The sequence below is a fragment of the Roseibium sp. Sym1 genome, from assembly GCF_027359675.1.
In the GTDB taxonomy this organism is placed as follows: Bacteria; Pseudomonadota; Alphaproteobacteria; order Rhizobiales; family Stappiaceae; genus Roseibium.
The window spans coordinates 54,437-78,409 of sequence record NZ_CP114786.1; the positions used below are offsets into that span (position 1 = coordinate 54,437).

General features: G+C 62.3%; 19 protein-coding genes and 1 pseudogene. 4 read left to right on the top strand and 16 right to left on the bottom strand.

Annotated elements, in window-relative coordinates:
• Positions 1–2: 2 nt before the first annotated feature.
• From O6760_RS00250 to O6760_RS00270, 5 genes are all read right to left on the bottom strand, one after another.
• The gene (locus tag O6760_RS00250) at positions 3–815 is read right to left on the bottom strand and encodes a class I SAM-dependent methyltransferase (protein WP_269583491.1); all 813 of its coding nucleotides are present in this window, start codon (positions 813–815) and stop codon (positions 3–5) included.
• Positions 812–1,591, bottom strand: a complete 780-nt coding sequence (locus O6760_RS00255; RefSeq protein WP_269583492.1) for an ABC transporter ATP-binding protein — start codon at positions 1,589–1,591, stop codon at positions 812–814. The genes O6760_RS00250 and O6760_RS00255 overlap by 4 nt, the downstream gene beginning before the upstream one ends.
• Entirely contained in the window at positions 1,588–2,646 is a 1,059-nt protein-coding gene (locus tag O6760_RS00260) for a FecCD family ABC transporter permease (RefSeq protein WP_269583493.1), read from the bottom strand. The genes O6760_RS00255 and O6760_RS00260 overlap by 4 nt, the downstream gene beginning before the upstream one ends.
• Positions 2,647–2,719: 73 nt before the next feature.
• A complete protein-coding gene (locus O6760_RS00265) occupies positions 2,720–3,871 on the bottom strand; it encodes an ABC transporter substrate-binding protein (RefSeq protein WP_269583494.1) in 1,152 nt (383 codons plus the stop codon).
• 123 nt (positions 3,872–3,994) lie between these two features.
• Positions 3,995–5,023: a GlxA family transcriptional regulator gene (locus O6760_RS00270; protein ID WP_269583495.1), complete on the bottom strand. Its 1,029-nt coding sequence runs from the start codon at positions 5,021–5,023 to the stop codon at positions 3,995–3,997.
• Between the two features lie 277 nt (positions 5,024–5,300).
• On the opposite strand from O6760_RS00270, the gene O6760_RS00275 reads away from it, so the two are divergent.
• Entirely contained in the window at positions 5,301–5,894 is a 594-nt protein-coding gene (locus O6760_RS00275) for a HupE/UreJ family protein (protein WP_269583496.1), read from the top strand.
• A 454-nt stretch (positions 5,895–6,348) separates the two neighbouring features.
• Here O6760_RS00275 and O6760_RS00280 read toward each other — a convergent pair.
• The 4 genes and pseudogenes from O6760_RS00280 to nadA form a co-directional block, all read right to left on the bottom strand.
• Positions 6,349–6,486 (bottom strand): annotated as a pseudogene (locus O6760_RS00280) (carboxylating nicotinate-nucleotide diphosphorylase); the annotation flags it as partial.
• Between the two features lie 181 nt (positions 6,487–6,667).
• Positions 6,668–7,531: a carboxylating nicotinate-nucleotide diphosphorylase gene (gene nadC / locus O6760_RS00285; protein ID WP_269583497.1), complete on the bottom strand. Its 864-nt coding sequence runs from the start codon at positions 7,529–7,531 to the stop codon at positions 6,668–6,670.
• An 11-nt stretch (positions 7,532–7,542) separates the two neighbouring features.
• Positions 7,543–9,144 carry an L-aspartate oxidase gene (locus O6760_RS00290; protein ID WP_269583498.1) on the bottom strand — a complete coding sequence of 534 codons (1,602 nt, stop codon included), beginning with the start codon at positions 9,142–9,144 and terminating at the stop codon, positions 7,543–7,545.
• A 99-nt stretch (positions 9,145–9,243) separates the two neighbouring features.
• On the bottom strand, positions 9,244–10,326 hold the full coding sequence (gene nadA, locus O6760_RS00295; RefSeq protein WP_269583499.1) for a quinolinate synthase NadA: 1,083 nt from the start codon (positions 10,324–10,326) through the stop codon (positions 9,244–9,246).
• A gap of 376 nt (positions 10,327–10,702) precedes the next feature.
• Here nadA and O6760_RS00300 point away from each other — a divergent pair, with 376 nt between their 5' ends.
• The gene (locus tag O6760_RS00300; protein ID WP_269583500.1) at positions 10,703–11,938 is read left to right on the top strand and encodes an MFS transporter; all 1,236 of its coding nucleotides are present in this window, start codon (positions 10,703–10,705) and stop codon (positions 11,936–11,938) included.
• An 83-nt stretch (positions 11,939–12,021) separates the two neighbouring features.
• Here O6760_RS00300 and glyS read toward each other — a convergent pair whose 3' ends face one another.
• The gene (gene glyS, locus O6760_RS00305) at positions 12,022–14,109 is read right to left on the bottom strand and encodes a glycine--tRNA ligase subunit beta (RefSeq protein WP_269583501.1); all 2,088 of its coding nucleotides are present in this window, start codon (positions 14,107–14,109) and stop codon (positions 12,022–12,024) included.
• A gap of 395 nt (positions 14,110–14,504) precedes the next feature.
• Here glyS and O6760_RS00310 point away from each other — a divergent pair, with 395 nt between their 5' ends.
• Positions 14,505–15,911: a putative bifunctional diguanylate cyclase/phosphodiesterase gene (locus tag O6760_RS00310; RefSeq protein WP_269583502.1), complete on the top strand. Its 1,407-nt coding sequence runs from the start codon at positions 14,505–14,507 to the stop codon at positions 15,909–15,911.
• A 22-nt stretch (positions 15,912–15,933) separates the two neighbouring features.
• On the opposite strand, the gene gltS is transcribed toward O6760_RS00310, so the two are convergent.
• The 4 genes from gltS to O6760_RS00330 form a co-directional block, all read right to left on the bottom strand.
• The gene (gene gltS, locus O6760_RS00315) at positions 15,934–17,154 is read right to left on the bottom strand and encodes a sodium/glutamate symporter (protein ID WP_269583503.1); all 1,221 of its coding nucleotides are present in this window, start codon (positions 17,152–17,154) and stop codon (positions 15,934–15,936) included.
• An 81-nt stretch (positions 17,155–17,235) separates the two neighbouring features.
• Positions 17,236–19,176, bottom strand: a complete 1,941-nt coding sequence (locus O6760_RS00320) for a DUF2207 domain-containing protein (protein ID WP_269583504.1) — start codon at positions 19,174–19,176, stop codon at positions 17,236–17,238.
• Between the two features lie 14 nt (positions 19,177–19,190).
• Positions 19,191–19,745 (bottom strand): LemA family protein, encoded by a 555-nt coding sequence (locus tag O6760_RS00325; protein ID WP_269583505.1) that lies wholly within the window; start codon positions 19,743–19,745, stop codon positions 19,191–19,193.
• 156 nt (positions 19,746–19,901) lie between these two features.
• Positions 19,902–20,843, bottom strand: a complete 942-nt coding sequence (locus tag O6760_RS00330; protein WP_442969948.1) for a glycine--tRNA ligase subunit alpha — start codon at positions 20,841–20,843, stop codon at positions 19,902–19,904.
• A gap of 558 nt (positions 20,844–21,401) precedes the next feature.
• Between O6760_RS00330 and O6760_RS00335 the strand changes: the two genes are divergently transcribed.
• Positions 21,402–22,793: an MATE family efflux transporter gene (locus O6760_RS00335; RefSeq protein WP_269583507.1), complete on the top strand. Its 1,392-nt coding sequence runs from the start codon at positions 21,402–21,404 to the stop codon at positions 22,791–22,793.
• A 49-nt stretch (positions 22,794–22,842) separates the two neighbouring features.
• On the opposite strand, the gene O6760_RS00340 is transcribed toward O6760_RS00335, so the two are convergent.
• Together O6760_RS00340 and O6760_RS00345 are read right to left on the bottom strand one after the other, a co-directional pair.
• Positions 22,843–23,028: a hypothetical protein gene (locus O6760_RS00340; RefSeq protein ID WP_269583508.1), complete on the bottom strand. Its 186-nt coding sequence runs from the start codon at positions 23,026–23,028 to the stop codon at positions 22,843–22,845.
• Between the two features lie 46 nt (positions 23,029–23,074).
• On the bottom strand, positions 23,075–23,932 hold the full coding sequence (locus O6760_RS00345) for a S49 family peptidase (RefSeq protein WP_269583509.1): 858 nt from the start codon (positions 23,930–23,932) through the stop codon (positions 23,075–23,077).
• Positions 23,933–23,973 lie beyond the last annotated feature (41 nt).

Here is a 23,973-nt window from a genome sequence, read left to right on the forward strand (position 1 = left end):
GGTCACGCCGCCGGTTTCACCGCCACCAGCGCGAACCGGTTGGCAGAGCTCTGGCGCAGGCGGTCTGCCAGGCCGTGACCGCGCATGCCCTTGCCATAGAGCGGACGCACAGGCAGTTGACCGGCAATATCGAAACCGGCCGCCTGCAGGTCCGAGGCCAGACGCCCCGCATCCAGACCGTCGCCATAGGGAAGCCGGTCCAGGATCGCCTCGTGGCGCGCCCGGTCGCCCTGCGCCGGCCGCGGAGCCGAAAGCCGATCGGCCAGCCAGTTCCGCAAGCGTTGATAAAAGCCCTTCGGTGCGCGGAAATTACCGTCGACTACGAGCAGCCGGCCACCGGGTTTGAGAACGCGGAACCATTCGCCGTAGGCCGTTTGCGGGTTCGTCAGGGTCCAGGCGAGATGTCGCGTGATCGCGAAGTCGAAGGTATTCTCTTCGATCAGGACCATGGCTTCCGCATCACTCAGCACATAACGCCAGTCCTTGCCGGCGAGTTTCCGGCGCGCCAGTCCCAGCATGGTTTCTGAAAAGTCGAGGCCGGTCACGCTGGCTCCCAGGCTGGTCAGGACCTGGCTGATCTCACCCGTGCCGCAGGCAATGTCGAGAACCTGCCAGCCGGCCAGATCGCCTCCCGGCGGCAAGGCGCAGGCTCCGCGGACCAGACGCTGCCATTCGGGCAAGCCATGGCGGGGTTCGATCCAATGGGAAACCGACTGGTCGAAGGTGGCGGCCCGTCCCGACCAGTAGTCGCAGATCTCGTCCTTCAGATTGTAGTTCGGCGCGGGAGAAGAAGCGCCGGCAATGTCGAGTGTCATTCGTGTGTGTCCAGTGTAGCGTCTACGAAAAGGGAGCCCTTGCGTGTCGTCTCCAGCGAGGTGTTGACCCGATAGGTTTCACCGATCTCCCGAAGGCCGAGCACCTCTCCCGGTGTCCCGTCGGCCAGGATGCGACCCTGATTGATCAGGATCAGCCGGTCGCAGAACTTCGCCGCGAGATTGAGGTCGTGCAGTGCGGCCATGACAATGGTGCCGCGCGCCTTCATCTGCGCGCGCACCGACCCCAGGATCGACAGCTGGTGATGCAGGTCGAGGGCGCTGGTCGGCTCGTCGAGCAGCACCATGCGCGGCGCGCGTACAAGGGTCTGGGCGACGGCCACCATCTGGGCCTGCCCGCCCGAAAGATCCGAGATCCCCCTGTCGGCAAGGTGAGACAGCCGCAGGGCGGACAGCGTGGCCGACACCTGGTGCAGGTTGTCCGCCTTGACCCGCCAGCCCGAAGTCTGCTTGAGCGCCAGCAGCACGCTTTCGAACACCGTCAGCAAGGCGTTGCAGCCATAGGCCTGGGGCATATAGGCAATTGCCCGTGCCCGATCCCGGCGCGACAAATGCGTGAGCGGCCCGCTGTCGAGATGGACCGCTCCGGCCAACGGCTTGATCAACCCGGCGATGGTTCTGAACAGCGTCGACTTTCCGGCCGCGTTCGGTCCGATGACACCGACGAAGGATCCGGGTGCAATTGCCGGGACCGAGACATTTTTAAGGACGATTTTCCGGCCGTATCCGGCCGTGAGTTTCCTGATTTCAAGCGTCATGACAGCCGCTCCCGGCGGGTGGTCAGGATGATCGAGATGAACACCGGCACACCGATCAGCGCCGTGATGATGCCGATCGGATAGATGACACCGGGCGTGATCGACTTGGAAATGATCGAGGTCAGCGAGAGCACGAGGGCTCCCACCAGCGCCGAGAGCGGCAGGAAGAAACGCTGATCCTCGCCAACCAGAAGCCGGGCAATATGCGGCCCGACAAGGCCGACGAAGCCGACGGCACCGACGAAGGACACTGCCGTGGCTGCCAAAAGGGAGATGGAGATCAGCATCTCGATGCGCAGCCGGGCAACATCGACCCCCATGCTCTCGGCCGTCGCCTCGCCCATGCGCAACGCGGTCATGGACCAGGTCCGCATCAGCCCGAAGGGGACGGCAACGGCGAGCAACGCCGCGCCCAGGCCGATCTTCTCCCAGCTCGCCCGGCTGAGCGAGCCCATCATCCAGAAAACGATCCGGGCGAGCTGGTCCTCGCTTGCCATGTATTGCATCAGCGACAGCAGCGCGGAAAAGGTGAAGAAGATCGCGATGCCGAACAGGATCATCGTTTCCGATCCCACGCCCTTCAGCCGCGTTGCCGTGAGGATGATCGCGCAGGTGCCAAGCGCGAACAGGAAGGAATTCAGCGTCACCAGCAGACCGCCGACGGCCGGAAGGATCGAGATGCCCAGCACGATGGCGAGCGACGCACCGAAGCTCGCGGCTGCCGAAACGCCCAGCGTGAACGGCTCGGCGAGCGGATTGTTGAGAATGGTCTGCATCTGCGCGCCGGCGGTCGCCAGCATGGCCCCGACCAGAACCGCGGTCAGCGCCACCGGAATGCGGTAGTCCCAGACGATGACCTTGAGCCGCGCGCCGTGAACGAACGGGTCTGCAAGAACCTCGGCGACCGTGCGAAGCGAATAACCTCCGGGACCGGTGGCGCAATCGAACACGAAACTCGCCAGCAGCAGAACGCCCACGCCCACGAGAATGGCCATACGGCGATAGGAGCGGCTGGCATAACCGGCCTGCGGGGTGTCCGCAGTCAACTCACTCATTCGAACTGCCAATCGAAATTCGGGAAAAGGAAATGCGCGGCCCGGACACCGGACCGCGCCAGCGTGATCCGGCTCAGCTGCCCTTGTTCAGGCTGCCCCAGAAGACGCCGGAATAGCCGATCGGCAGGAAGCGCTCGTGCAGTTCGTGCATGGTCGCGTCCGGATCGAGATCCTCAAACAGGTCCGGATGCAGCCATTTGGCAAAGGCCTGCATCGCCACGAAGTGATACGGGCTGTTGTAGAACTGGTGATAGATGCTGTGGAAACGGCCGTTCTTCACGGCCTGCAATTCCGGCCAACCTTCCCGTTCCGCCAGCGCGGACAGGCGCTGCTGCACGGCTTCCTCGGTGGCTTCATAGCCGAACAGCACGGCCGTGGTTTCCGGATTGGCTTCCGCCCAGTTGGCGCCGGTACCGATGATCACCGCCGGATCGTCGGCGAAGACGGCCTCGAGGCTGACATTGCCGCCAAAGCCCGGGAACTTCCTGGAGCCCCAGTTGAGGCCGCCCGCCAGCTCGACGAGACGGCCGAGATTGGCCGATCCGAAGGTGCCGCAGCACTTGTTGGGATTGTACCCGGCCGCCCGCTCGATGAAGACGACCGGGCGGTCTTCCACCGGGATCCGGTCCACCTTGGCATAGATGCGTTTCATCTGCGCGTTGTAGAAGTCGGTGAACGCGTCGGCATTGTCGCGTTCATCCAGAATACGGCCGAGCAGCTGGATGGACGGCACGGTGTTCTGGGTCGGGTCCTGGCGGAAATCGACAAAGATCGTGGCGACACCGGCTGCCTCGAGTTTCTCGATGATGCCGCTTTCCTGGGCCTTCAACAGGTTGCCGAGATTCATGAAGACCACTTCGGTCCCCGAAGAAATGACGGCTTCCAGGTTCCACTCGTCGGAATAGGGACTTCCGAGGCGCTGGATGTCATTGGCACCGGGAAAGACTTCCTCGTATTTGCGCCAGGCATCCGGATCGTAAAGGATCATGTCGTCCTTCCAGCCCACGACCCGTTCAAACGGATTGTCGCGATCCAGAAGCGCGAGGGAATAAATCATCCGGCCTTCGCCGAGCACGATGGCGGACGGGTCTTTCTCGACCTCGACGGTCCGGCCGGCGATGTCGGTTACAGTAATAGTTTCTGCAAGTGCGGACGGGGCTGACGCGAAAACTGCGCTGGCTGCGAGTGCAAGGCAGAAACCCCGGGTCACTTTCATGAGGGACATAGGGTTCTCCTGGTCTGCACAGGGATTGGGTATCCCTGGGTGGCGGGACCGTATTTAACATGAGTTTTAAAGTCAAGTTATAACGGGACCGTCATTCGGTTCCAGGTTGGGGGATCGTGCCGCCTACACCTTGACGTTCCTTGTCCGCCCTCTGGTCTGCCGGTCCCAGGCCGGGCTGTTGCCATGCGCCGCGCGATAGCGGTTGGAGAAGTGGGAGGCGCTTGCAAAGCCGCAGGCAACGGCAATGTCGATCATGCGCATCGAGGTGCGACACACGAGCTGGCGGGCAATATCGATTCGAATCTTGTTGTAATGCTCCTGCGGCGAGCAGTGCAGGTATTTCTGGAAGTCCCGCTGCAATTGCCGCGGACTGACGTTCAACATCTCCGCAATCCGCTGCAGGGACAGCGGTTCGCTGACATTTTCCGTCATCAGCGCGATCGAACTGCGCACCCGCAGCGGCACCATGTCGAGATCTTCGCGCAGCAGCGTATGCTGGCGCTCACTGCCGGTGCGCCTGTCGTGATGCAGCGCGATTTCGGCGACATCGCACGCGACGGCCCCGCCATGCACCTTTGCGATGAAGCCGATCATCAGGTCCAGTGCCGCGGTTCCTCCCGCGCAGGTCAGATACTTGCCGTCCGTCTGGATAAGGCTGTCGACCAGCTGCGCCTTCGGATAAAGCTCCCTGAACAGGTCGGCATATTCCCAGTGGATGGTGCAGTTTCGATTGTCGAGCATGCCGAGTTCCGCCAGCACATAAGCGCCGGTGCAGATCCCCGCGACGCTGCCGGACTGCTTGGCGACCTTCCGCATCAAGGCCTTTTGCGCCGGGGTCACTGCGACCCGCTCGACGTCGTCACTGCTGCACACGGCCAGCAGATCCGGACGGCAGGCCTCATCGAGCGCGCCGTCGGTGCGCACGGTTCCGCCGTTGCTTGCAACCGCATCCTCCCCGTTAAGTGTCCGGCAGCTGTAGATGAAAGCCTTGCGCTTCAACACCTTGTTGGCGATACGCAGGGGCTCGATTGCCGAGGCAAAGGACAGCAGGGAAAAATTCTTCAGCAGCAGGAAGCAGATCTCGACGGTGTCCTGGACCGCTTTGCCCTTCTGTCCGGCCAAGTCCCGAGTCGCGCGCGTTGTGTCGGTCACCAGTTGCGAGCCTTCCTCTCGTTCCCCTTCCCGTCCGGCGAGACCCTTTTTCCACCGGCACGTCTATCAAAGTCTACGCCGATCGGAGCCTTTCAATGGCGGTCATGTCACACCGAATGGCCTGTCTGCGACACAGCCGGGCGCTGCGCGGGCAAATCATGCGCATAATTTACAGGGGTCGGGAATCGGTGATAGGGCTTTCCTGTCCCAAGAAGACATTCGTGATCGGCGCGACCCATACCGGGGCGCCGGAGTGACCAACCGAAGGATCGTTTTCATGATTACCCGTTTTGGCCTTGCGGCCATTGCCATGGCCCTCACCGCGTCCCCCGCTCTTGCCCATCTGGATCCCGCCGACCACGGTTCCTTTGCCGCCGGCTTCACCCATCCGTTGTTCGGCACGGACCATGTGCTGGCGATGATTGCCGTTGGCCTGTGGGCGGCGCTTCTGGGCGGCCGTGCCGTCTGGGCCCTTCCGACGGCTTTTGTCGGCGCCATGCTTGCCGGTTTCGCACTGTCGCTCGCCGGCATGCCCTTGCCCTATGTCGAGCCGTTCATCCTGGCCTCGGTTGTGATCCTCGGCGTGGTCGTCGCCCTGGCCCTGCGCCTGCCGCTCGGCCTGTCCGCCGCCCTTGTTGCGACCTTCGGCATCTGTCACGGGCACGCCCATGGCGGCGAGATCGGATCTGCCGGCGAACTCGGCTATGCGGCCGGCTTCGTGCTCGCGACCGCCCTGCTGCACGCGGCCGGCCTCCTGATCGGCTACGGCGCCAACATTGCAACGCGCAATGACCCGCAATGGGCCAGCCGGATCATCCGCGCCCTGGGTGTGGTGACAGCGCTCGGCGGTGTTTACCTGGCTGCGGGCTGAGCAACAGCCAAGCAACCTCACCACAATTACACCCGTCATCCTGAGTGCCTGGCCCGAAAGTGAACCAGGACGCAGTTTTCATCGTTCCTGTCACGAACTCGCCCCCTCCCTGTTGTCATCCCCGCGAAAGCGGAGACCCAGTAACCTCATGAAACCGCTCTATAAATTTAGACCTTACCTCACGGGGTCCTGGTTTCCCGCTTTCGCGGGAATGACAAATGTGAGTGAAAGATTCGCCCCGGCCATCACTTTCGGGCCAGACACCGAGGAGGCGCGCCAGCGCCGTCTCGAAGGATCCGCTACAAGCTCCAGAGCAAGTGGCCCATCCTTCGAGACAGCGCTAAAGCGCTTCCTCAGGATGACGTTTTTTGGGTGTTGCTCGCTCGGTTTCCGGGTGTTGCAAGCTCAGATTTATTGTGTGGCGAGCGCTGCGAAAAGAAAGGTCGGGCCAGGCTCAGCTCATCTCGATATCGAGCCCGAGATCCAGAACCGGCGCCGAGTGGGTGATCCAGCCCGAAGAAATCAGGTCGACCCCGGCTTCGGCCACGGCCCTGACCGTGTCGAGTTCGATGCCACCGGAAGCTTCCTGGAGTTGCTTGCCCCTTGAGATCTCCGCAAATACCATCGTCATCCTGAGGAGCGCGCTTGCGCGCGTCTCGAAGGATCCGCTGCACGCACCGGAACAAGTGGCCGCTCCTTCGAGACGGACCTGACGGTCCTCCTCAGGATGACGTTTTTTGTGTAGCTGTCGCTGTTGGAAATAAAGAAACGGCTCAGCTCATCTCGATGTCGAGTCCGAGATCCAGAACCGGCGCCGAGTGGGTGATCCAGCCCGAAGAAATCAGGTCGACCCCGGCTTCGGCCACGGCCTTGACCGTGTCGAGTTCGATGCCACCGGAAGCTTCCAGGAGCACCTTGCCACCGGCGATGGCAACGGCCTCTTTCAGTGTTTCCGGTGGCATGTTGTCGAGCATGACCACGTCGGGTCCCGCGGCAAGCGCCTCTTCCAGCTGTTCCAGCGTGTCGACTTCCACCTCGATCTTGACGAGATGCCCGGCGAAGGCCTTGGCCGCTTCAATTGCCTGTGTCACACCACCGGCCACCGCGATGTGGTTGTCCTTGATCAGGATGGCGTCGTCGAGGCCGAAACGGTGATTGCTGCCACCGCCGCATTTGACCGCGTATTTTTCAAACGCCCGCAGGCCCGGCGTCGTCTTGCGGGTGCACACGATATCCGCCTTTGTATGGGCGATCAGGTCGGCAAAGGCGGCCGTGGCCGTGGCAATGCCGCAGAGATGGCCGAGATAGTTGAGCGCCACCCGTTCGGCCGCCAGCAGGGCCCGCGCCGGGCCCTCGATCCGGGCGACGACGTCCTTCGGGGACAGGCGGTCGCCGTCCTTCAGGACAGGGTCGAAGGTCAGCGCGGCGTCGGTCTGGCGAAAGGCACTCTCGGCAAGGGCCAGTCCGGCAAGCACGCCCGGTTTGCGGGCCGCGATAACGGCTGTCGCGCGGGCCTCGGGCGGCAGGGTGGCCTGACTGGTGACATCGCCTGCCCGCCCCCAATCCTCCAGCAGCGCGGACTTGACGGCCTCGTCGACCATCAGGCGCGGCAGCTCCGGCAGAAAGTTGCGGCTCATGCGAACATCCTTCAAGCGGTTTCCAGGGCCTCGGCGGTGACCGCCTGAACCTCTTTCAAGGTGGTGTAGGAGCGGGTTGCCATCGCCGGGTTTTCCTCCGGGAAGTCCCTGCGGAAGTGGCCGCCGCGGCTTTCCTCGCGCTTGAGGGCCGCAGCGGCGATGATCTTGCCCGCGATCATCATGTTCTTGATCGACTGACGGACGCAGACCTTTTCGACCTCGGTTATGTCAGCGAGCGCCTGCTTCAGTCCGGCCGCGTCGCGCAGCACGCCGACATTCTTTGCCAGCGTCTTGCGAAGAACGGAAATACCGTCACGCTCTTCGACGTTTCGCTGGCTCGGCAGGCCCGGAGCATCGTCCATCTCGTTCCAGTAGGCGCTGCGCGGCGTCGGCATCAGGCCCTGGATATCCTCGGCGATGCGGGCGGCAAAGACCACCGCCTCCAGCAGCGAGTTCGATGCCAGCCGGTTGGCGCCATGGGCACCGGTGGAGGCAACCTCGCCCGCGGCCCAGAGCCCGTCCAGCGAGGTGCGGCCATTGGCGTCGGTCAGGACGCCGCCCATATGATAATGCTCTGCTGGGGCGACCGGCAGCAGGTCCCTGGACGGGTCCAGTCCCGCGGACTGGGCGGCGGCAAAGACCGTCGGGAAATCGTCCTTGAAACGCGCACCGATTGCCGTCCGGCAATCCAGGAAGGCCCCCCGCCCCTCCGAAACCTCCTTGTGGATCGCCCGGGCGACGATGTCGCGCGGCGCCAGTTCAAGGTCCGGATGCACGCTCTCCATGAAGCGCTCGCCGGCGCTGTTCACCAGGGTCGCGCCTTCACCGCGCAGGGCCTCGGTCGCCAGTGGCGCCGGGTCCTTGCCGAGATCCAGTGCGGTCGGGTGGAACTGCACGAATTCGGCATCGGCAATCACGGCGCCGGCGCGCGCCGCCATGGCAAGACCATGGCCATTGGTTTCATGCGGATTGGTTGTCATGCCGTAGAGATGGCCGACCCCGCCGGACGCAAGCACGACCGCCTTTGCCGGGAAGGCCAGGCGTTCGAGACCGCCGCGCTTACGCGCAAGCACGCCGGTGACATAGCGGCCTTCTCCGAGAAAGCTTTCCCCGAGATAGCCTTCCAGAATGCGGATGGAGGGGGTCCTGCGGACAGCGGCGATCAGCGCGTCCATGATGGCGCGCCCGGCCATGTCACCGCGCACGCGCACCACCCGGCTCTGGGAATGAGCTGCTTCGCGGGAGAATTTGAGACGGCCCTCCAGGTCCTGGTCGAAGGGAACGCCGTAGGACAGGAGATCGTGCACCCGGTCGCTGCCCTCCCGGGTCATCTGCTCGACGATCTTCTCCTCGCAGATGCCGCAACCGGCGGCCAGCGTATCGTCCCGGTGCTTTTCAACGGAATCCTGTTCGGAGATCGCCGCGGCAATGCCGCCCTGCGCCCAGGCGGAGGACGCCCCCTGCCCGATCGGTGCATTGGTGATCACGGTGACCGGCCGGGGACTGAGTTTCAGTGCACAGAAAAGGCCCGCGAGGCCTCCTCCAAGAATGACGACGTCATCGACATCCTTGCCACTATGGGCAGGTGCAAAATCCTCAACCGACACGGCCATGGGAAACTTCCTGGAACAGACGGGGCAATGCCCTAGAAGGTGCTCCGGGCCGAAGGCCGGCCCGGAGAAGACGCTTGAAGCGGTTTAGACCGAAGACGGTCAGATTTTCAAGTTGATCATCCGCTCGACCGCGATGCGGGCCTTTTCGGCGACCGCCGGATCGACAACCACTTCCTCTTTCATCTCAAGAAGCGAGTCGAGGATCTTGTTCAGCGTGATCCGCTTCATGTGCGGGCACAGGTTGCACGGGCGGATATAGTCGACGCCCGGCGTCTCGCTGGCCACATTGTCGGCCATGGAGCACTCGGTGACCATCATCACCTTTTCCGGCCGCTTCGTCTTGACCCAATCGATCATGTGCGCGGTCGATCCGGCAAAATCGGCCTCAGCGACCACGTCCGGCGGGCATTCCGGATGAGCGATGATCTTCACGTCCGGCTCGATCTTGCGGTAGTCGCGCAGTTCTTCCGCTGTGAAGCGCTCATGCACTTCGCAGGCACCGTCCCAGATCAGCACTTCCACGTCGGTCTTGTTGCCGACATTGGCGGCCAGATACTTGTCCGGGATCAGGAACACCTTGTCGACGCCGAAGCTCTCGACAACCTGCAGTGCGTTGGACGAGGTGCAGCAGATGTCGCACTCCGCCTTCACATCGGCAGACGTGTTGACATAGGTGATGATCGGAACGCCGGGATTGCGCTCGCGCAGACCGCGCACGTCGGCACCGGTGATGGATTCGGCCAGGGAGCAGCCCGCCCGCATGTCCGGAATCAGCACCGTCTTTTCCGGGCTCAGGATCTTCGAGGTCTCGGCCATGAAATGCACGCCGCACTGGACGATCACCTCGGCATCGGTCCGCGTTGCCTCGATGGCCAGCTGCAGGCTGTCGCCGACGATATCCGCCACACCGTGATAGATATCAGGCGTCATGTAGTTATGCGCCAGGATAACGGCGTTGCGCTGTTTCTTCAGCTCATTGATGGCATGGATCGTCGGCGCCAGGGCCGGCCATTCGATGGCCGGGATGATGTGCTTGACCTTCTCGAAGATCGGCGCCGTCGCCTCGGCGACCTCAGGTGTATAACGCAGATCAGGGCGCTCCATCCTGCCGAAGCGTTCAAGCGCCGTCATTCCGGTTGAAATCGGTTCACCAACAGGCGTCGTGGTCTGGGCAATGGTCATGACGACCTCCCTTATTGAGCAGTCCGACGGCTTCGCCATGGCCTGCAAATTCTTTATACTCAACTTGAGCATATTGGAGACAAAAGAAAACGGGCGCTCAGGCCCACCTTTTGCTCTTTCAGAGTTTATATAGGCGCTGACGGACGGAAAATCCAACACTTTTCTCAGAAATTTGTCCTGTTCTGAAATTACGCATGGAATTCAATATTCTAACGTTGAACACCTGATGACACCCTAGCTGGCTAACCAGGACACATGCGATGCCAAAATAGGTAAGTATTCATTCTGCATTTTGATCGATCCATCAAAAATAAGCGTTTTGCCGCCCTGTGCATTCAGCCTATTCTGATCGTAATTTCACGATGAAAGTTAGCTGATGACCACTGCCTCTACCGTCGGCCGGACCGGTCCGAACATTCCACTGGTGATCGCCTGCGGCTGCCTGGTCGCCCTGATTTCCTTCGGACCGCGCTCCGCCATGGGGCTGTTCTTCCAGCCGATGACCGACGCACGTGACTGGAGCCGGGAAATTTTTGCTCTCGCGCTGGCCATCCAGAACCTGATGTGGGGGATCGGCCAGCCGATCGCCGGCATGGTAGCCGACCGCTTCGGCACCTGGAAAGCCATGACGTTCGGCACCCTGCTCTATGCAATCGGCCTGATCCTCATGATCGATGCGCAAAGCGCGGTTGCCCTGCATGTTTCCGCCGGCGTCCTGATCGGCCTCGGCATTGCGTTTTCCTCGTTTTCCCTGGTGCTGGCAGCCTTCGGCCGGACCGTCACGCCGGCGCAGCGCTCGCTTGCCTTCGGCATCGGCACCGCGTCGGGCTCGCTCGGCCAGTTCCTGTTCGCCCCGCTCGGCGCCACCTTGATCGAAAACATCGGCTGGCAGGACACCTTGATCGTTTTCACCGGCCTGGTCGCGCTGATCCCGCTTCTGGCCATCGCGCTTCGGGGCAAGCCGGAAGCCGCCGGTCAAGGCAACCCGGCCAACAGCCAGAACCTGATGGGCGCCATGTCGGAAGCCTTCGGTACCCGCGGTTTCGTCCTGCTCACCATCGGCTTCTTCGTTTGCGGATTTCACGTGGCCTTCATCACCGTTCACTTGCCGCCCTTCATCGCCGATGTCGGGCTCGACCCGCGATGGGGTGGCTGGGCGATCGCACTGATCGGACTGTGCAATGTGGTCGGCTCGCTTGCCTCCGGCTACATCGGCGGGCGCTTTTCCAAGCCGATCTTCCTGTCGCTGATCTACATCTCCCGCGCGGTTGCGATCTTCGCTTTCATCATGCTGCCCGTCACGCCTGCCTCCGTGCTGATCTTCTCCGGCGTCATGGGCCTTCTGTGGCTGTCCACGGTGCCGCCGACTTCCGGGCTCGTCGCCGTGATGTTCGGCCCGCGCTACATGGCAACCCTGTTCGGTTTCGTCTTCCTGTCCCACCAGATCGGCGCCTTTCTCGGCGTCTGGCTGGGGGGCCGCCTTTATGACCAGACCGGTTCCTATGACGCCATCTGGTGGCTTGGCATCGTTCTCGGCATCGCCGCGGCGGTCATCCACTGGCCGATCGAGGAAAAGCCGGTCCCGCGCCTGGCGCAGGAAGCGGCCGAGTGAGGTTCTAACGCCGGCCCCGGCACCAGGAATAAAAAAGGCGGGCCGCAAAGCCCGCCGTTTTCATGCAAACAGATGTGCTCTGATCACCCGGCCACCTTCGAGAAGTCCGCCACCACGTGAGTGGCATCCCGGATCTCGGCGAGGAGCTGCAGGCGGTTGAGGCGCAAGGCCTGGTCGCCTGCGTTGACCAGGATGTCGTCGAAAAACCTGTCCACCGGTGCGCGTAGCCTCGAAAGCGCTTCCATGGCACCTTCAAAGTTCTCGGCACCGACCGCGTCCGCCGCATCCGCCCGGGCGGTATCGATGGCGGCGGCCAGGTCGATCTCGGCCTGTTCCTGCAGGTGATCCGCGTGCGGCTTGCCGGTGACTGGCGCGCCGTCCTTCTTCTCTTCCGCCTTCAGGATGTTGACCGCGCGCTTGTAGCCGGCCAGCAGATTGGTGCCGTCATCGGACGAAATGAATGTCCCGAGCGCCTCGACCCGCCGAACGACCATGAGCAGGTCGTCCTGGCCTTCCAGTGCGAACACGGCATCGATCAGGTCGTGACGGGCGCCCTCGTCCCTGAGGTGGACCTTCAGGCGGTCGCCCAGGAACGCAAGCAGATCGGAGACGATGGTGGAGGGATCGGAGACATCGGCCGACTGCAGCTCTAGCGCGGAGCGAAGGGCGGCGCCCAGGCGCAGCCGCAAATTGTTCTCCAGCACGATCCGGATCACGCCGAGCGCGGCGCGGCGCAGCGCGTACGGGTCCTTCGAGCCGGTTGGTTTCTCGTCAATGGCCCAGAAACCGGCCAGCAGATCGAGCTTCTCGGCCAGCGCGACGGCAACGGCGACCGGGTCGGTCGGCACGCTGTCGCTGGGGCCCTGCGGCTTGTAATGTTCTTCAATCGCGATCGCGACAGACGCGTCCTCGCCCTGGGCGGACGCGTAGTAGCGGCCCATCAGCCCCTGCAGCTCGGGGAACTCGAACACCATCTGCGAGACCAGGTCTGCCTTGGCAAGTTCCGCGGCGCGCTTTGCCTTCGCCTCGTCGGCGCCGACAACCGGTGCCAGTTCGGCGGCAAGCGCCATGAGACGCTTGACCCGCTCGCCGACGCTGCCGAGTTTTTCGTGAAACTTGACCTCTCCAAGCTTCGGCAGGTTGTCCGAAAGCTTTGTTTTCAGGTCGGTGTCCCAGAAAAAACGGGCGTCGGACAGGCGGGCGCGGATCACCTTCTCGTTGCCCGCGACGATCAGCTTGCCGCCATCCTCGGCAATGGTATTGGAAGTCAGCACGAAACGGTTGGCGAGCCGTCCCGAGGACGGGTTCTTCAAGACGAAGCATTTCTGGTTGGCCCTGATGGTCAACTGAATGCACTCGTCCGGAATGGCAAGAAAGTCCTCGTCGAAGCTTCCTGTCAGGACCACCGGCCATTCGACCAGGCCGGCAACCTCTTCCAGAAGTCCCGGGTCCTCGACCAGTTCCAGGCCAAGCGCCAGTGCCTGGTCCTTGGCGTCGTTCAGGATGATGTCCTTGCGCCGGTCGGCGTCGAGCACGACCTTGTGCTTCTCCAGCCCCATCGCGTAGTCGTCGAAGCGGCGCACGTCGAACGCCTCGTCCGCAAGGAAACGGTGTCCGCGCGTGGTCTTGCCCGACCGGATGCCGTCGAATTCGAAAGGCACGACCTCGGGCTCCTCGGTCTCGGGACCGAAGCTGGCGACGATAGAATGCAGCGGACGGACCCAGCGCGTGCTGGTCGTGCCCCAGCGCATGGATTTCGGCCACGGGAACCCACGCAGGATACCCGGCATGAAATCGGCGATGATGTCGATGGCCGAGCGGCCGGGCTTTTCGATGACCGCGACGTAGAAATCACCCTTCTTGGGATCGCTCTGGATCTGTGCCTCGTCGATCGAAGCCAGCCCTGCGCCCCGCAGGAACCCTTCCACGGCCTTTTCAGGCGCACCGACCCGCGGCCCCTTGCGCTCATCGCGCGTTGCCGCCGAGCCGGCCGGAACACCGGCGACATGAAGCGCCAGTCGACGGGGTGTCGCGAAGGCCTTCGCCCCCTCGTAAGGCAGGCCGGCCTCCACCAACGCGTTGGTTACGAGAGATTTCAGATCCTCGGCCGCCTTGCGCTGCATGCGGGCCGGAATTTCTTCGCTGAAAAGCTCAAGCAGAAGATCGGGCATGAATGAATTGACCTTTGGCCTTGATGGGACGGGCGTCACCCGGATGGAATGCGCGTCCGTTACCAAGTCGACGGCGACTTGTCACCCCCTTATCGCCCCGGCGCTAGGCCCCGGCATGCCCGGAAATTGGGAATGGATTGGCAGTTGGACTTCACTCTTCTTCAAGAAATGCCTGTGATACTCGTTTTCGAGAGAAGAGTGAGCGTATTGGGACTTATCGCGTGATAAACCGGGAAGTTGCAAACAGTCGATATCTGACACGATCTATAGTTGCACTTCTGGCTATAGTTATTGTCATTTTTACCACTCTGAAATTATACCCGGTTCTTCTGCCTTCCTCGCAAGATGACCATGGCCACCTCAGGTATGAGATCCTGACCAGCGCCCTGCTGGTCTTGTCGGTCTTCGGCCTGGCCTATGGGATATGGGTTACAAAGCGTCTGCGCAAGGAACTGAAGGTCAGATCCTCCGCGCATTCCGAGGCGCTTGCCCTGGCACAGCACGACCCCCTGACCGGCCTTCCCAACCGCAGACGCCTCCTGGAAGCGTTTTCCGATCTCATTCGCGATGTGAAACCTGACTGTTTCCGTGCCGTGATGATGCTTGATCTCGACGGCTTCAAACCGATCAACGATGTCTACGGCCATGCATTCGGCGACAATCTCCTGCGCAGTTTCGCCGAACGTCTGGCGGAGACGCTGGGCAAGGAAGGCATTGTTGCCCGTCTTGGCGGCGACGAATTCGCGATCGTTTCTCCCGTTTTCAAGGAAAAGTCGGAGGCCGCCGGGTTTGCCAGACGGTTGCTGACCCGGATCAACGACCGCTTCGAATTCGGTGACCGGCAGATTTCGATCGGTTCGGGCATCGGCATCGCGATGTATCCGCATGACGGGCATGCCATTACCGAACTGCTGCGCCGTGCGGACATCGCGCTTTACCGTGCGAAATCCTCCGGACGGTCGACCTACCGCTTCTTCGAAGTCGACATGGACGCCTCCATCCTGCACCGGACCCTTTTGGAACAGCGCCTGCGCCGCGCCATTTCCGAACACGAAGTCAAGGCCTATTACCAGCCCATCCTGGACATGGATTCCGGGCGGATTGCCGGCTTCGAGGCGCTTGCCCGGTGGACGGACAGCGATTTCGGCAAGGTCCCGCCGCTGCAGTTCATCCCGATTGCCGAAGATTGCGGCATCATCTCGGAGCTGACCCGGCATCTTCTGGCCGACGCCTGCATGGTGGCCACGTCCTGGCCCGAGGACCTCTACCTGTCCTTCAACCTTTCGCCCGTGCAACTACAGGATCCGTCGCTGCCGGAGCAGGTCAGCACAATCCTGGCCGAACACGGATTGGCGCCGCAGCGTCTGGTCCTTGAAATTACCGAAACGTCGCTGGTCAAGAACCCCGAATCCGCCAAACGCATCCTTTCCGAACTCACCGAACTCGGCATTTCGATCGCCCTTGATGACTTCGGTGCAGGCCACTCGAGCCTGAGCTATCTGCGGGACTTCCCGATCCACAAGGTCAAGATCGACCGGTCCTTCACCGAACGCATGCTCACCGACAAGCAATGCGCGGCCATTGTCGAAGCCATCCTCGTTCTTTCCAGGGGACTCGATATCGACGCGGTTGCCGAAGGTGTCGAGGAAAACGATGTCCACGCCGCGCTCAACGCGCATGGCTGCCACTATGGCCAGGGGTTCCTGTATGCCGCCGCCGTGTCCGCCGAGGATACCTCGGAGCTGCTGGCATCCCAGACCGACGGCCGGCTGCCGTTTTCCGAAAAGACCAACGCGGCCTGAGGCCGGTTCGCAAGAACCGCCGTCAGCCCCCCAGGAACAGCAGGATGATGGCTGCGTTGGCGAGATCGACAAAGAAGGCGGACACCAGGGGCAGGATCAGGAATGCCTGCGTCGCCGGGCCGTAGCGCTTGGTGACTGCCGTCATGTTGGCTATCGCCGTCGGTGTTGCCCCGAGGGCGAACCCGGCAAAGCCCGCACCGAGCACGGCCGCGTTGTAGTCGCGTCCCATCAGTGGAAACACCGCCAGGATGATAAACAGACCGGCGACGACAATCTGCAGGAACAGGATCAGCAGCATCGGCCCGGCAAGTCCGGCCAGGGTCCACAGCTGCAGGCTCATCAGCGACATGGTCAGAAAAATGCCGAGCGCAAGGTCGGACAGCACCGCCAGGGACCTGGACCGGGCCGGCCAGGTCATCTTCCTGAAGATCACCGGCACCGTGTTGGACAGGACAATGCCGCAGAACAGGCAGCAGACAAACACCGGCAGATCCAGTCCGACACCTGCCACCAGCGCTTCCTGCAAACCGACGCCAAGCCCGATGGCAATGTTGAGCACCAGGAGCGAACGCATCAGGCCGGTATGCGTCACGCTGGTGTCGGCTTCCCGATTGCTTTCGATGCCGATCATCGGCGCTTCTTCCGGACGGTCCGGATCCGGTTTTGCGCCTCGGCGTTCGATCAGGTAATTGCCGACGGGGCCACCGAGCAGGCTGGCGGCAATGAGGCCGAGCGTCGCGGTGGCCGCGCCGATCTCGACGGCGCCCACGACGCCATAGTTATTGACCAGTTTCGGGCCCCACGCGATCGCGGTGCCGTGCCCCCCCACGAGAGAAATGGTGCCGCCGAGCAATCCGAAACCGGTCGGGAACCCCAGCGCGACAGCCACCCCTGTGCCGACGACATTCTGTACCAGCATGTAGCCAACGGTCAGGAACAGCAGAATCAGGAGCGGCTTGCCACCTTTCACCAGATCCGAGAAACGCGCATTCAGGCCGATGGCCGTGAAAAAGCAGTAGAGCAGATAGTCGCGGGAATTCAGCGAAAAGCCGATTTCCTTGCCAAGGCCGAGATAGACAATCAGTGCCACGAGCGCGACCAGCAAACCGCCAGAGACCGGCTCTGGAATGTTGTAATGCCGCAGAAACGCGATCTTCTTGTTCAGCCTGACGCCCAGGAAATAGACCAGGATCGCCAGGTTGAAGCTCGCAAATTCATTGAATGACAGCGCGTCACCGGTCATGTGGGTACTTGAAGCCGTCCGGAGTTAAGGCAAAAAACTATGCCCCATAGAAGCTCCTGACCGTTTCCAACGCAAGCGAAACTACCAGCCGCCACCGCCGCCGCCGCCACCACCGCCACCGGACGAGCCGCCTCCGGAGGACCCGGAACTGGAGGATTTCGGGATCGGAACGGACGACTGGAACGACCCGGCCATTGCACTGGCGGTTTTCCCAAGGCTGTCCGACACGTGCCGGGCATCGAAACTGCGGTTGGAATACCAGTTCGGATGGTAACTTGCCGCCGCCGCGGCTCCGGCCGCGGTTGCCAACCAGCCTTCGAAGGCCTTGGCCCAGGGCTTTTCAACATCCAGGGCGACCGCATAGGGCAGCAATTCCTCGAAGTGCTGCGTGCTCATGTCCGGCGCTTCCGTCATGTTGAGCCGGTCCTTCTCGGCAACGGACAGGTAGAGCTTCAGACCCTCGATCTCGTCCATCGCCTCACGGCCGAGGGCCGTCGGCGCACCGATGAACATGAAGGCCAGAAGATTCGCGGCAACCAGCCCGACAACGATCACCGGCACGGCCGGGAGCGTCTCCAGGCCGCCGGTGGCCAGCCCGGCCAGCTGGGCAGCGCCAAACATTGCAAGCCCGACGACCGCAAACACAACACCGATGCGCAGTTTCAGATTGCCGATCGGGATGAAAGCCAGCCCGAAGGCCGTCGGGAACACCGTTGCGAACACCGACAGGAACAGGAACAGGATCATGAATTCCTGCTCGCCCTTGGACGTCGGCACCAGAAAGAAGAGGGCGACAAGCGTTGCCAGGCTCATCAGGACCCCGGCCGGCAGGTAGGTCCAGTTGCTCTTGAAGAACACGTTGCGGTTTTCCTGCTCGATCGCGCCCGTGAACCTGCTGCCGAGGGACTTGATCGACATGCCGTTCGCCTTGTTCAGCGTCAGCGGACTGCCCCGCGCCATCAGCCAGGTTTCCAGCGCGGCTTCCCCTTTCGGCAGACCGAATCCCGGCACGTGGTCTTCCCGGCCTTCCCGGTCGAGCGTCAACATCATGTCGCCGTCATTGTCTTCCAGCCGCAGCCGTCTCTTGACCGCAAGATTGAGGCATGCCGCCGACAGGGCCACCCAGCCGCCGTCGCCGAAACCGCGGTTGACGATGTACCGGGAAAGCGCCGGCGAAATGCGCGCTGGCGGCTTGAACCGCGGAAAGATGACGCCTTTCGCCGGGTCCCTGCCCACCTTGAACCAGGCGAACAGATAATAGAGCGCCACCAGAAGCAGGCCGCCGCCGCCAATGAGTTCGGACCTGTAGTCGCTCAGGAAGTATTGCATCTGCTGCGCGCTTGAGGGCCTGGAGACGGCGCCGACAGGCATGCTGACGACAACCGTCAGCCCTTCCCGGACCGACAAGGGGTGCGTGGTGGCGAAAACCACTTCGGACCCGCCGTTTTCCGCCTTGGCGGTGTAGTTCTGGCCGGTCGCTCCGAAGGGACCGGTATAGGCCGACCACTCCGTTGCCTTTACGCCCTCCGGCAACCTCACCCGTGCGACAGCCTCGTCGATCGGAAAGTTCCACTCGTTGCCGGTGACGTTCCAATAGACCTCGTCGTGATCGTCAAAGAACCTTACCTGCCGGTCCGTCCGGTACTTGATGGTGTAGGTGTAGACGCCGGGCTGCAGGAAGACGCTTTCCTCACCGATGTAGATCCGGATGCCGGCACCGTTCTGCCGGGCAAAGTTGGGTGCCGGCTGCCCGTCCTGCAGGACCGACAGCAGCTCGAAACCGACCCGGTAAACCCGGCCGTTCGCGCCTTCCGCCGTCAGCGGGATGTCCCGGAAGATGCCGCGCTTGATCTGGGCTCCTTCCGCGCGCACCCGGATCGTTTCCGTCACGGTCAGTGTTCCGTTGCTGTCGACATCGATATCGGACGCAAAGGAAAGGATCCGTTCGTCGGCCTGGACACCCAGTCCTGCGAACACCAGAAAAAGAGCGGCAAGGCAGGCTGATGCGAACTGTTTGAGCATCCCGTCGGTCTCCCTCAGAATTTCACGTTCGGCACGGCCCGGTCGGCCTCGTCCTCGATCTCGAAATATTCCGCTTTCTCGAACTTGAACTGGCTGGCAATCAGGTTGGAGGGGAAACTCTCGACCGCAACGTTCAGGTTGCGCACCGCGCCGTTGTAATACCGGCGGGCCATCTGGATGGCGTTTTCGATCTCGTCGAGGGACTGGTGCAGGTCGGAGAAGTTCTGGCTGGCTTTCAGGTCCGGATAGTCCTCGGCAACGGCGAACAGCCGGCCCAGCGCCTGCGACAGCATGCCTTCCACCCTGGCACGGCCGGCGACATCGTCCTGAGGCAGGGCACCGACTTCCGCCCGAAGCTCGGTGACCGATTTCAGCGTCTCGTTTTCGTGGGAGGTGTAGCCCTTGACGGTTTCGACCAGGTTCGGGATCAGGTTGGCCCGGCGCTTCAGCTGGACATCGATGCCGCTCCAGCCCTCCTCGACCATCTGCCGTTTCCTGACGAGAGCATTGTAGAGAATGATCGCAAAGACGCTGAGCGCGATCAGGAGCGCGAGAAAAAACCAGGCCATCGGGGAAACCTCCAAGAAATCAGGCTCTGGAAGCTAGCCGCCGGGAGCGCGATTGTCATCCCGCCGAAACCGTCTCAAACGTATCAGGTCTGTATCAAACGCCATTCTGTGCCGCAGAACACATTTTTGTGCCGGCAGTTCCAGGAAGCGTGGATATCATTCCGCTGCCTGGTTGTGGTAGCCGACGCCGCCGGCCTCGGTCTCCAGGAAGGCTGCGCCGCAGGCTTTGGCCAGCTCGCGCACGCGCAGAATGTAGCTCTGGCGCTCGGTGACCGAAATCACGCCGCGGGCATCAAGCAGGTTGAACGCGTGGCTGGCCTTGATGCACTGGTCATAGGCCGGCAGCACCACCTGGTGCACATTGGCGCCGTTGTCGTCCCGCGCCCTGGCACCGGCCTCCAGAAGCGACCGGCATTCGGCCTCGGCATCCTTGAAGTGACGGAACAGCATGTCCGTGTCCGCGTGCTCGAAATTGTGCCTGGAATATTCCTGCTCTGCCTGCAGGAAGACGTCGCCATAGGTGACCTTGTCGGCCCCGTCCATGCCGTTGTAGTTCAGGTCATAAACGTTATCGACGCCCTGGATATACATGGCCAGCCGTTCCAGGCCGTAGGTCAGTTCCCCGGAGACCGGCGAACATTCGAACCCGGCCACCTGCTGAAAGTATGTGAACTGGGACACTTCCATGCCGTCGCACCAGCATTCCCAGCCAAGGCCCCAGGCGCCCAGCGTCGGGCTTTCCCAGTCATCCTCGACAAAGCGGATGTCATGCACCTTCGGGTCGAGGCCGATGGCGTAGAGCGAGTTCAGGTACAGCTCCTGCAGGTTCGCCGGAGACGGCTTCAGGATCACCTGGAACTGGTAATAGTGCTGCAGCCGGTTCGGATTCTCGCCGTAGCGGCCGTCTGTCGGGCGGCGGGACGGCTGCACATAGGCGGCCTTCCACGGGCGCGGCCCGAGGGAGCGCAAGGTCGTCGCCGGGTGAAAGGTGCCTGCGCCGACTTCCATGTCATAGGGCTGCAGAACCACGCAGCCCTGGTCCGCCCAGAAGCGCTGCAGGGTCAGGATCAGGCCTTGAAAGGAGTTTTCCGGACGCATATGCGCCGGCAGGGTTTCAGTCGACATGGGGTGTTCCGCGAAAATGGCTGGTTCCGGCGGCGACAGGTGCCACGATGCGGAGGGAAGGTCAAGGTGGCGGGTGGGAAATGTCTTTCGACTGCTCCCTCGTCATTTTTCGTCACAAAGCAATCGCATTTGTCCGGCACCCCACTTTCAGACAGCAAAGTTACCTCTCCCTTGGGGAGAGGTCGGACCGAAGGTCCGGGTGAGGGGGCAAAGCTTTCCGTATCCTTAAAGCGTTTGCCCCCTCACCCCAGCCCTCTCCCAACGGGAGAGGGAGAAAAGCTTTGCCCACTGCAGGTGCACTGCCTTCGATGACGAGGGAGACACTTTCAACAAATCCGGTCCTAGCATTTGCATTGACGAGCCTGCCCGTTCCGGATACCAAATTCCCCGGCCCCGGATTGCCCGCCGCTCGCAGACGCTACCGTCCTGGTGAAAGTCCGGCTGAAACGACTTTCTGTTTCCCCGACGCATTTCGCGCTGGTGGCAATGCGAGCCCCTCCTCAAAATCGAAATGCCCATCTGGAGCGCAGAATGTCCAAGGACACCTCCCGGGCGAATTCCTTCACCCATGGACCAATCGGTCCGACCCTTTTGAAGACCGCCCTGCCGATCGTGCTTGTCATGAGCATGAACGGACTTCTCACGGTCGCCGACGCCGTCTTTCTCGGGATCTATGTCGGCCCGGACGCACTCAGCGCGGTCACTCTCATGTTTCCCGCCTACATGCTTCTGGCCGCCCTGGCGACGCTGGTTTCCAGCGGCATGTCGAGCCTGCTCGCCCGGCACCTGGGCGGTGGCCGCATGGACGAGGCCCGCGCGGTCTTTGCCGGAGCTCACGGACTGGCACTGACCGCCGGTATCCTCCTGATCGTGCTTCTGCTCGGCATTGGCCGGACGGCAACACAGGTGGCGGCCGACGGATCGGCCGAGATCGCCGCCATGAGTTACGTCTACCTGGCAATCACCATCGGATTCTCGCCCCTGATGTTCGTGCTGGCGGTCAATTCCGACGCCCTTCGCAACGAAGGCCATGTCATGATGATGGCCGGGCTCAGCCTGTCCGTGTCGCTGGCCAACCTGGCGCTGAACTACGTGCTGATCGTCCTTCTCGATCTCGGCGTGGCCGGCAGTGCGCTCGGGACGGTGCTGGCGCAGGCGCTCGCGCTTGTCTTTGTTGTCGGCTACCGGCTGAGTGGCCGCACGACAATCGGCCCGAGGGATGTTTTTGCACAGCCGCTGACATCGGACTGGCCCGGCATCCTGTCACTCGGCGCGCCGCAGAGCCTGAGTTTCATCGGCATCGCGCTCGGGGCATCGGCAACCATCACCGTTCTGCAACGGTTCGGCGCCGAAGGTTACGAGACCACGGTGGCCGCCTTCGGCGTGACCACAAGGATCATGACCTTTGCCTATCTGCCGCTGCTCGGTCTTTCCATGGCTTTCCAGACGATGGTCGGCAACAATGCAGGCGCATTGTTGTGGCAGCGCTCGGATGCCACGCTTCGCCTCGGACTCGGGCTCGCCTTTCTCTACTGCCTTGCGCTGGAAGCCGGGCTGACATTCGCCGCGCCATGGATCGGCCGCGCCTTTGTCGATGACCCCGTGGTCATCGGCGAGATCGGCCGTATCCTGCCGGTGATGGTGGCGATGTATTTCGCCGCAGGGCCGCTCATGGTGGTGGCGACCTATTTCCAGGCGCTCGGGGACGCCCGCCGTGCGGCGCTGCTCAGCCTGGTGAAGCCCTATGCGTTCTTCCTGCCGTTGCTGTTCGTGTTGCCGCTCGGCTTCGGTGAACCGGGTATCTGGCTGTCCGGTCCCGTGGCGGAAGGCCTGCTTGTCCTGTTGACCGCTGCCGTGTTGGCGGGAGCCGCGCGGAGCGGGTCGGCACGCTGGGGCCTGTTCCGGGCGCAAGTCTCGGCCTGATGAGGAAATGTGGCGGGCGGGACACCCTTCCCGCCCCTTTCAAGAGGTATCAGGCCTGCGGGCGGTATTTGCCGGTGTCCGGATCCAGAACCAGTTTCGGGCCCCGGCCATTCGGGTCGGCATTGGCAGCGGCCCTGGATATCCGGTTCTCGACCTCGGCCATCTTGCGCTTGACACGGCGCACGATCCAGTAGCCTCCAACGGCCAGCGCGGCCATGCCTATCAGTTCGGTCATGTTCTTCCCCTTCACTGCCCGATTGTCACACGGGCAATATGCCTTTTTAAAGGCCGTAGCGCGCCCACAATGCCCGCTCCTCCACCGACGATATCAGCTCGCCGCCAAGTCCCTCGACCAGTCTGCCATGGTCCAGACCGACCCCGACCCCACCCTTGCGGCCGAACAGGCCGCGCGGCGCGGAAATCAGTTTCGGCTCGGTCTTTTCGCCATAGCGCTCCTTCAGGACACCACGCAGATCGCCGATGGCATCCACCAGGCCCAGCTGGATCGCGGTCCGGCCCGTCCAGAACTTGCCTGTAAACAGGTCCGGGTCCTCGGCAAGCACGTCGCCGCGGCGGGATTTCACCAGATCGATGAAGGTCTCGTGAATGTCCTGCTGGAGACCTTTCAGGTATTCGATGTCCTCTTCCACTTCCGGCTGGAACGGATCGAGAATGACCTTCTTCTCACCTGCCGTGTAGACCCGGCGGTCGACACCGATCTTCTTGATCATCTCCGTGAAGCCGAAACCGGCCGCGACCACGCCGATGGAGCCGACGATAGAGGACGGATCGACAAAGATCTCGTCACCGGCAACCGCGATCATGTAGCCGCCGCTGGCGGCGACATCCTCGACAAAGACGAGAACGTCCTTTTCCTTCTCTTTTGCAAGATCACGGATACGCTTGAAGATCAGTCGCGACTGGACGGGCGACCCGCCGGGCGAATTGATGATCAGCGCGACGGCCGGCGCTTTTTTTACCGAGAAGGCCTTTTCGAGAGGAATGGCCGCGGTGGACAGGGACAGAGCCGACTTGATTGGGCCCCCACCGCCGATAGCGCCTTGCAGCCGCACGACCGGAATGATGGTCTTGTCGTTGCGAAACGGTTTGGGAAGATAGCTGCGAAGAGTGGAAAGCACGCGGAAAAGCCCTGAAAGAGTTTACAATCTCGGTTCGATAT

What these genes read in the sequence shown, in the direction of transcription:
- O6760_RS00275 (WP_269583496.1), top strand. Translation starts at nt 5,301, where the DNA reads ATGATTACCCGTTTTGGCCTTGCGGCCATTGCCATGGCCCTCACCGCG.
- O6760_RS00260 (WP_269583493.1), bottom strand. Translation starts at nt 2,646, where the DNA reads ATGAGTGAGTTGACTGCGGACACCCCGCAGGCCGGTTATGCCAGCCGC.
- O6760_RS00250 (WP_269583491.1), bottom strand. Translation starts at nt 815, where the DNA reads ATGACACTCGACATTGCCGGCGCTTCTTCTCCCGCGCCGAACTACAAT.
- O6760_RS00340 (WP_269583508.1), bottom strand. Translation starts at nt 23,028, where the DNA reads ATGACCGAACTGATAGGCATGGCCGCGCTGGCCGTTGGAGGCTACTGG.
- glyS (WP_269583501.1), bottom strand. Translation starts at nt 14,109, where the DNA reads ATGCCCGATCTTCTGCTTGAGCTTTTCAGCGAAGAAATTCCGGCCCGC.
- O6760_RS00265 (WP_269583494.1), bottom strand. Translation starts at nt 3,871, where the DNA reads ATGTCCCTCATGAAAGTGACCCGGGGTTTCTGCCTTGCACTCGCAGCC.
- O6760_RS00335 (WP_269583507.1), top strand. Translation starts at nt 21,402, where the DNA reads ATGTCCAAGGACACCTCCCGGGCGAATTCCTTCACCCATGGACCAATC.
- nadA (WP_269583499.1), bottom strand. Translation starts at nt 10,326, where the DNA reads ATGACCATTGCCCAGACCACGACGCCTGTTGGTGAACCGATTTCAACC.
- O6760_RS00325 (WP_269583505.1), bottom strand. Translation starts at nt 19,745, where the DNA reads ATGGCCTGGTTTTTTCTCGCGCTCCTGATCGCGCTCAGCGTCTTTGCG.
- nadC (WP_269583497.1), bottom strand. Translation starts at nt 7,531, where the DNA reads ATGAGCCGCAACTTTCTGCCGGAGCTGCCGCGCCTGATGGTCGACGAG.
- O6760_RS00300 (WP_269583500.1), top strand. Translation starts at nt 10,703, where the DNA reads ATGACCACTGCCTCTACCGTCGGCCGGACCGGTCCGAACATTCCACTG.
- O6760_RS00320 (WP_269583504.1), bottom strand. Translation starts at nt 19,176, where the DNA reads ATGCTCAAACAGTTCGCATCAGCCTGCCTTGCCGCTCTTTTTCTGGTG.
- gltS (WP_269583503.1), bottom strand. Translation starts at nt 17,154, where the DNA reads ATGACCGGTGACGCGCTGTCATTCAATGAATTTGCGAGCTTCAACCTG.
- O6760_RS00255 (WP_269583492.1), bottom strand. Translation starts at nt 1,591, where the DNA reads ATGACGCTTGAAATCAGGAAACTCACGGCCGGATACGGCCGGAAAATC.
- O6760_RS00290 (WP_269583498.1), bottom strand. Translation starts at nt 9,144, where the DNA reads ATGGCCGTGTCGGTTGAGGATTTTGCACCTGCCCATAGTGGCAAGGAT.
- O6760_RS00330 (WP_442969948.1), bottom strand. Translation starts at nt 20,843, where the DNA reads ATGCGTCCGGAAAACTCCTTTCAAGGCCTGATCCTGACCCTGCAGCGC.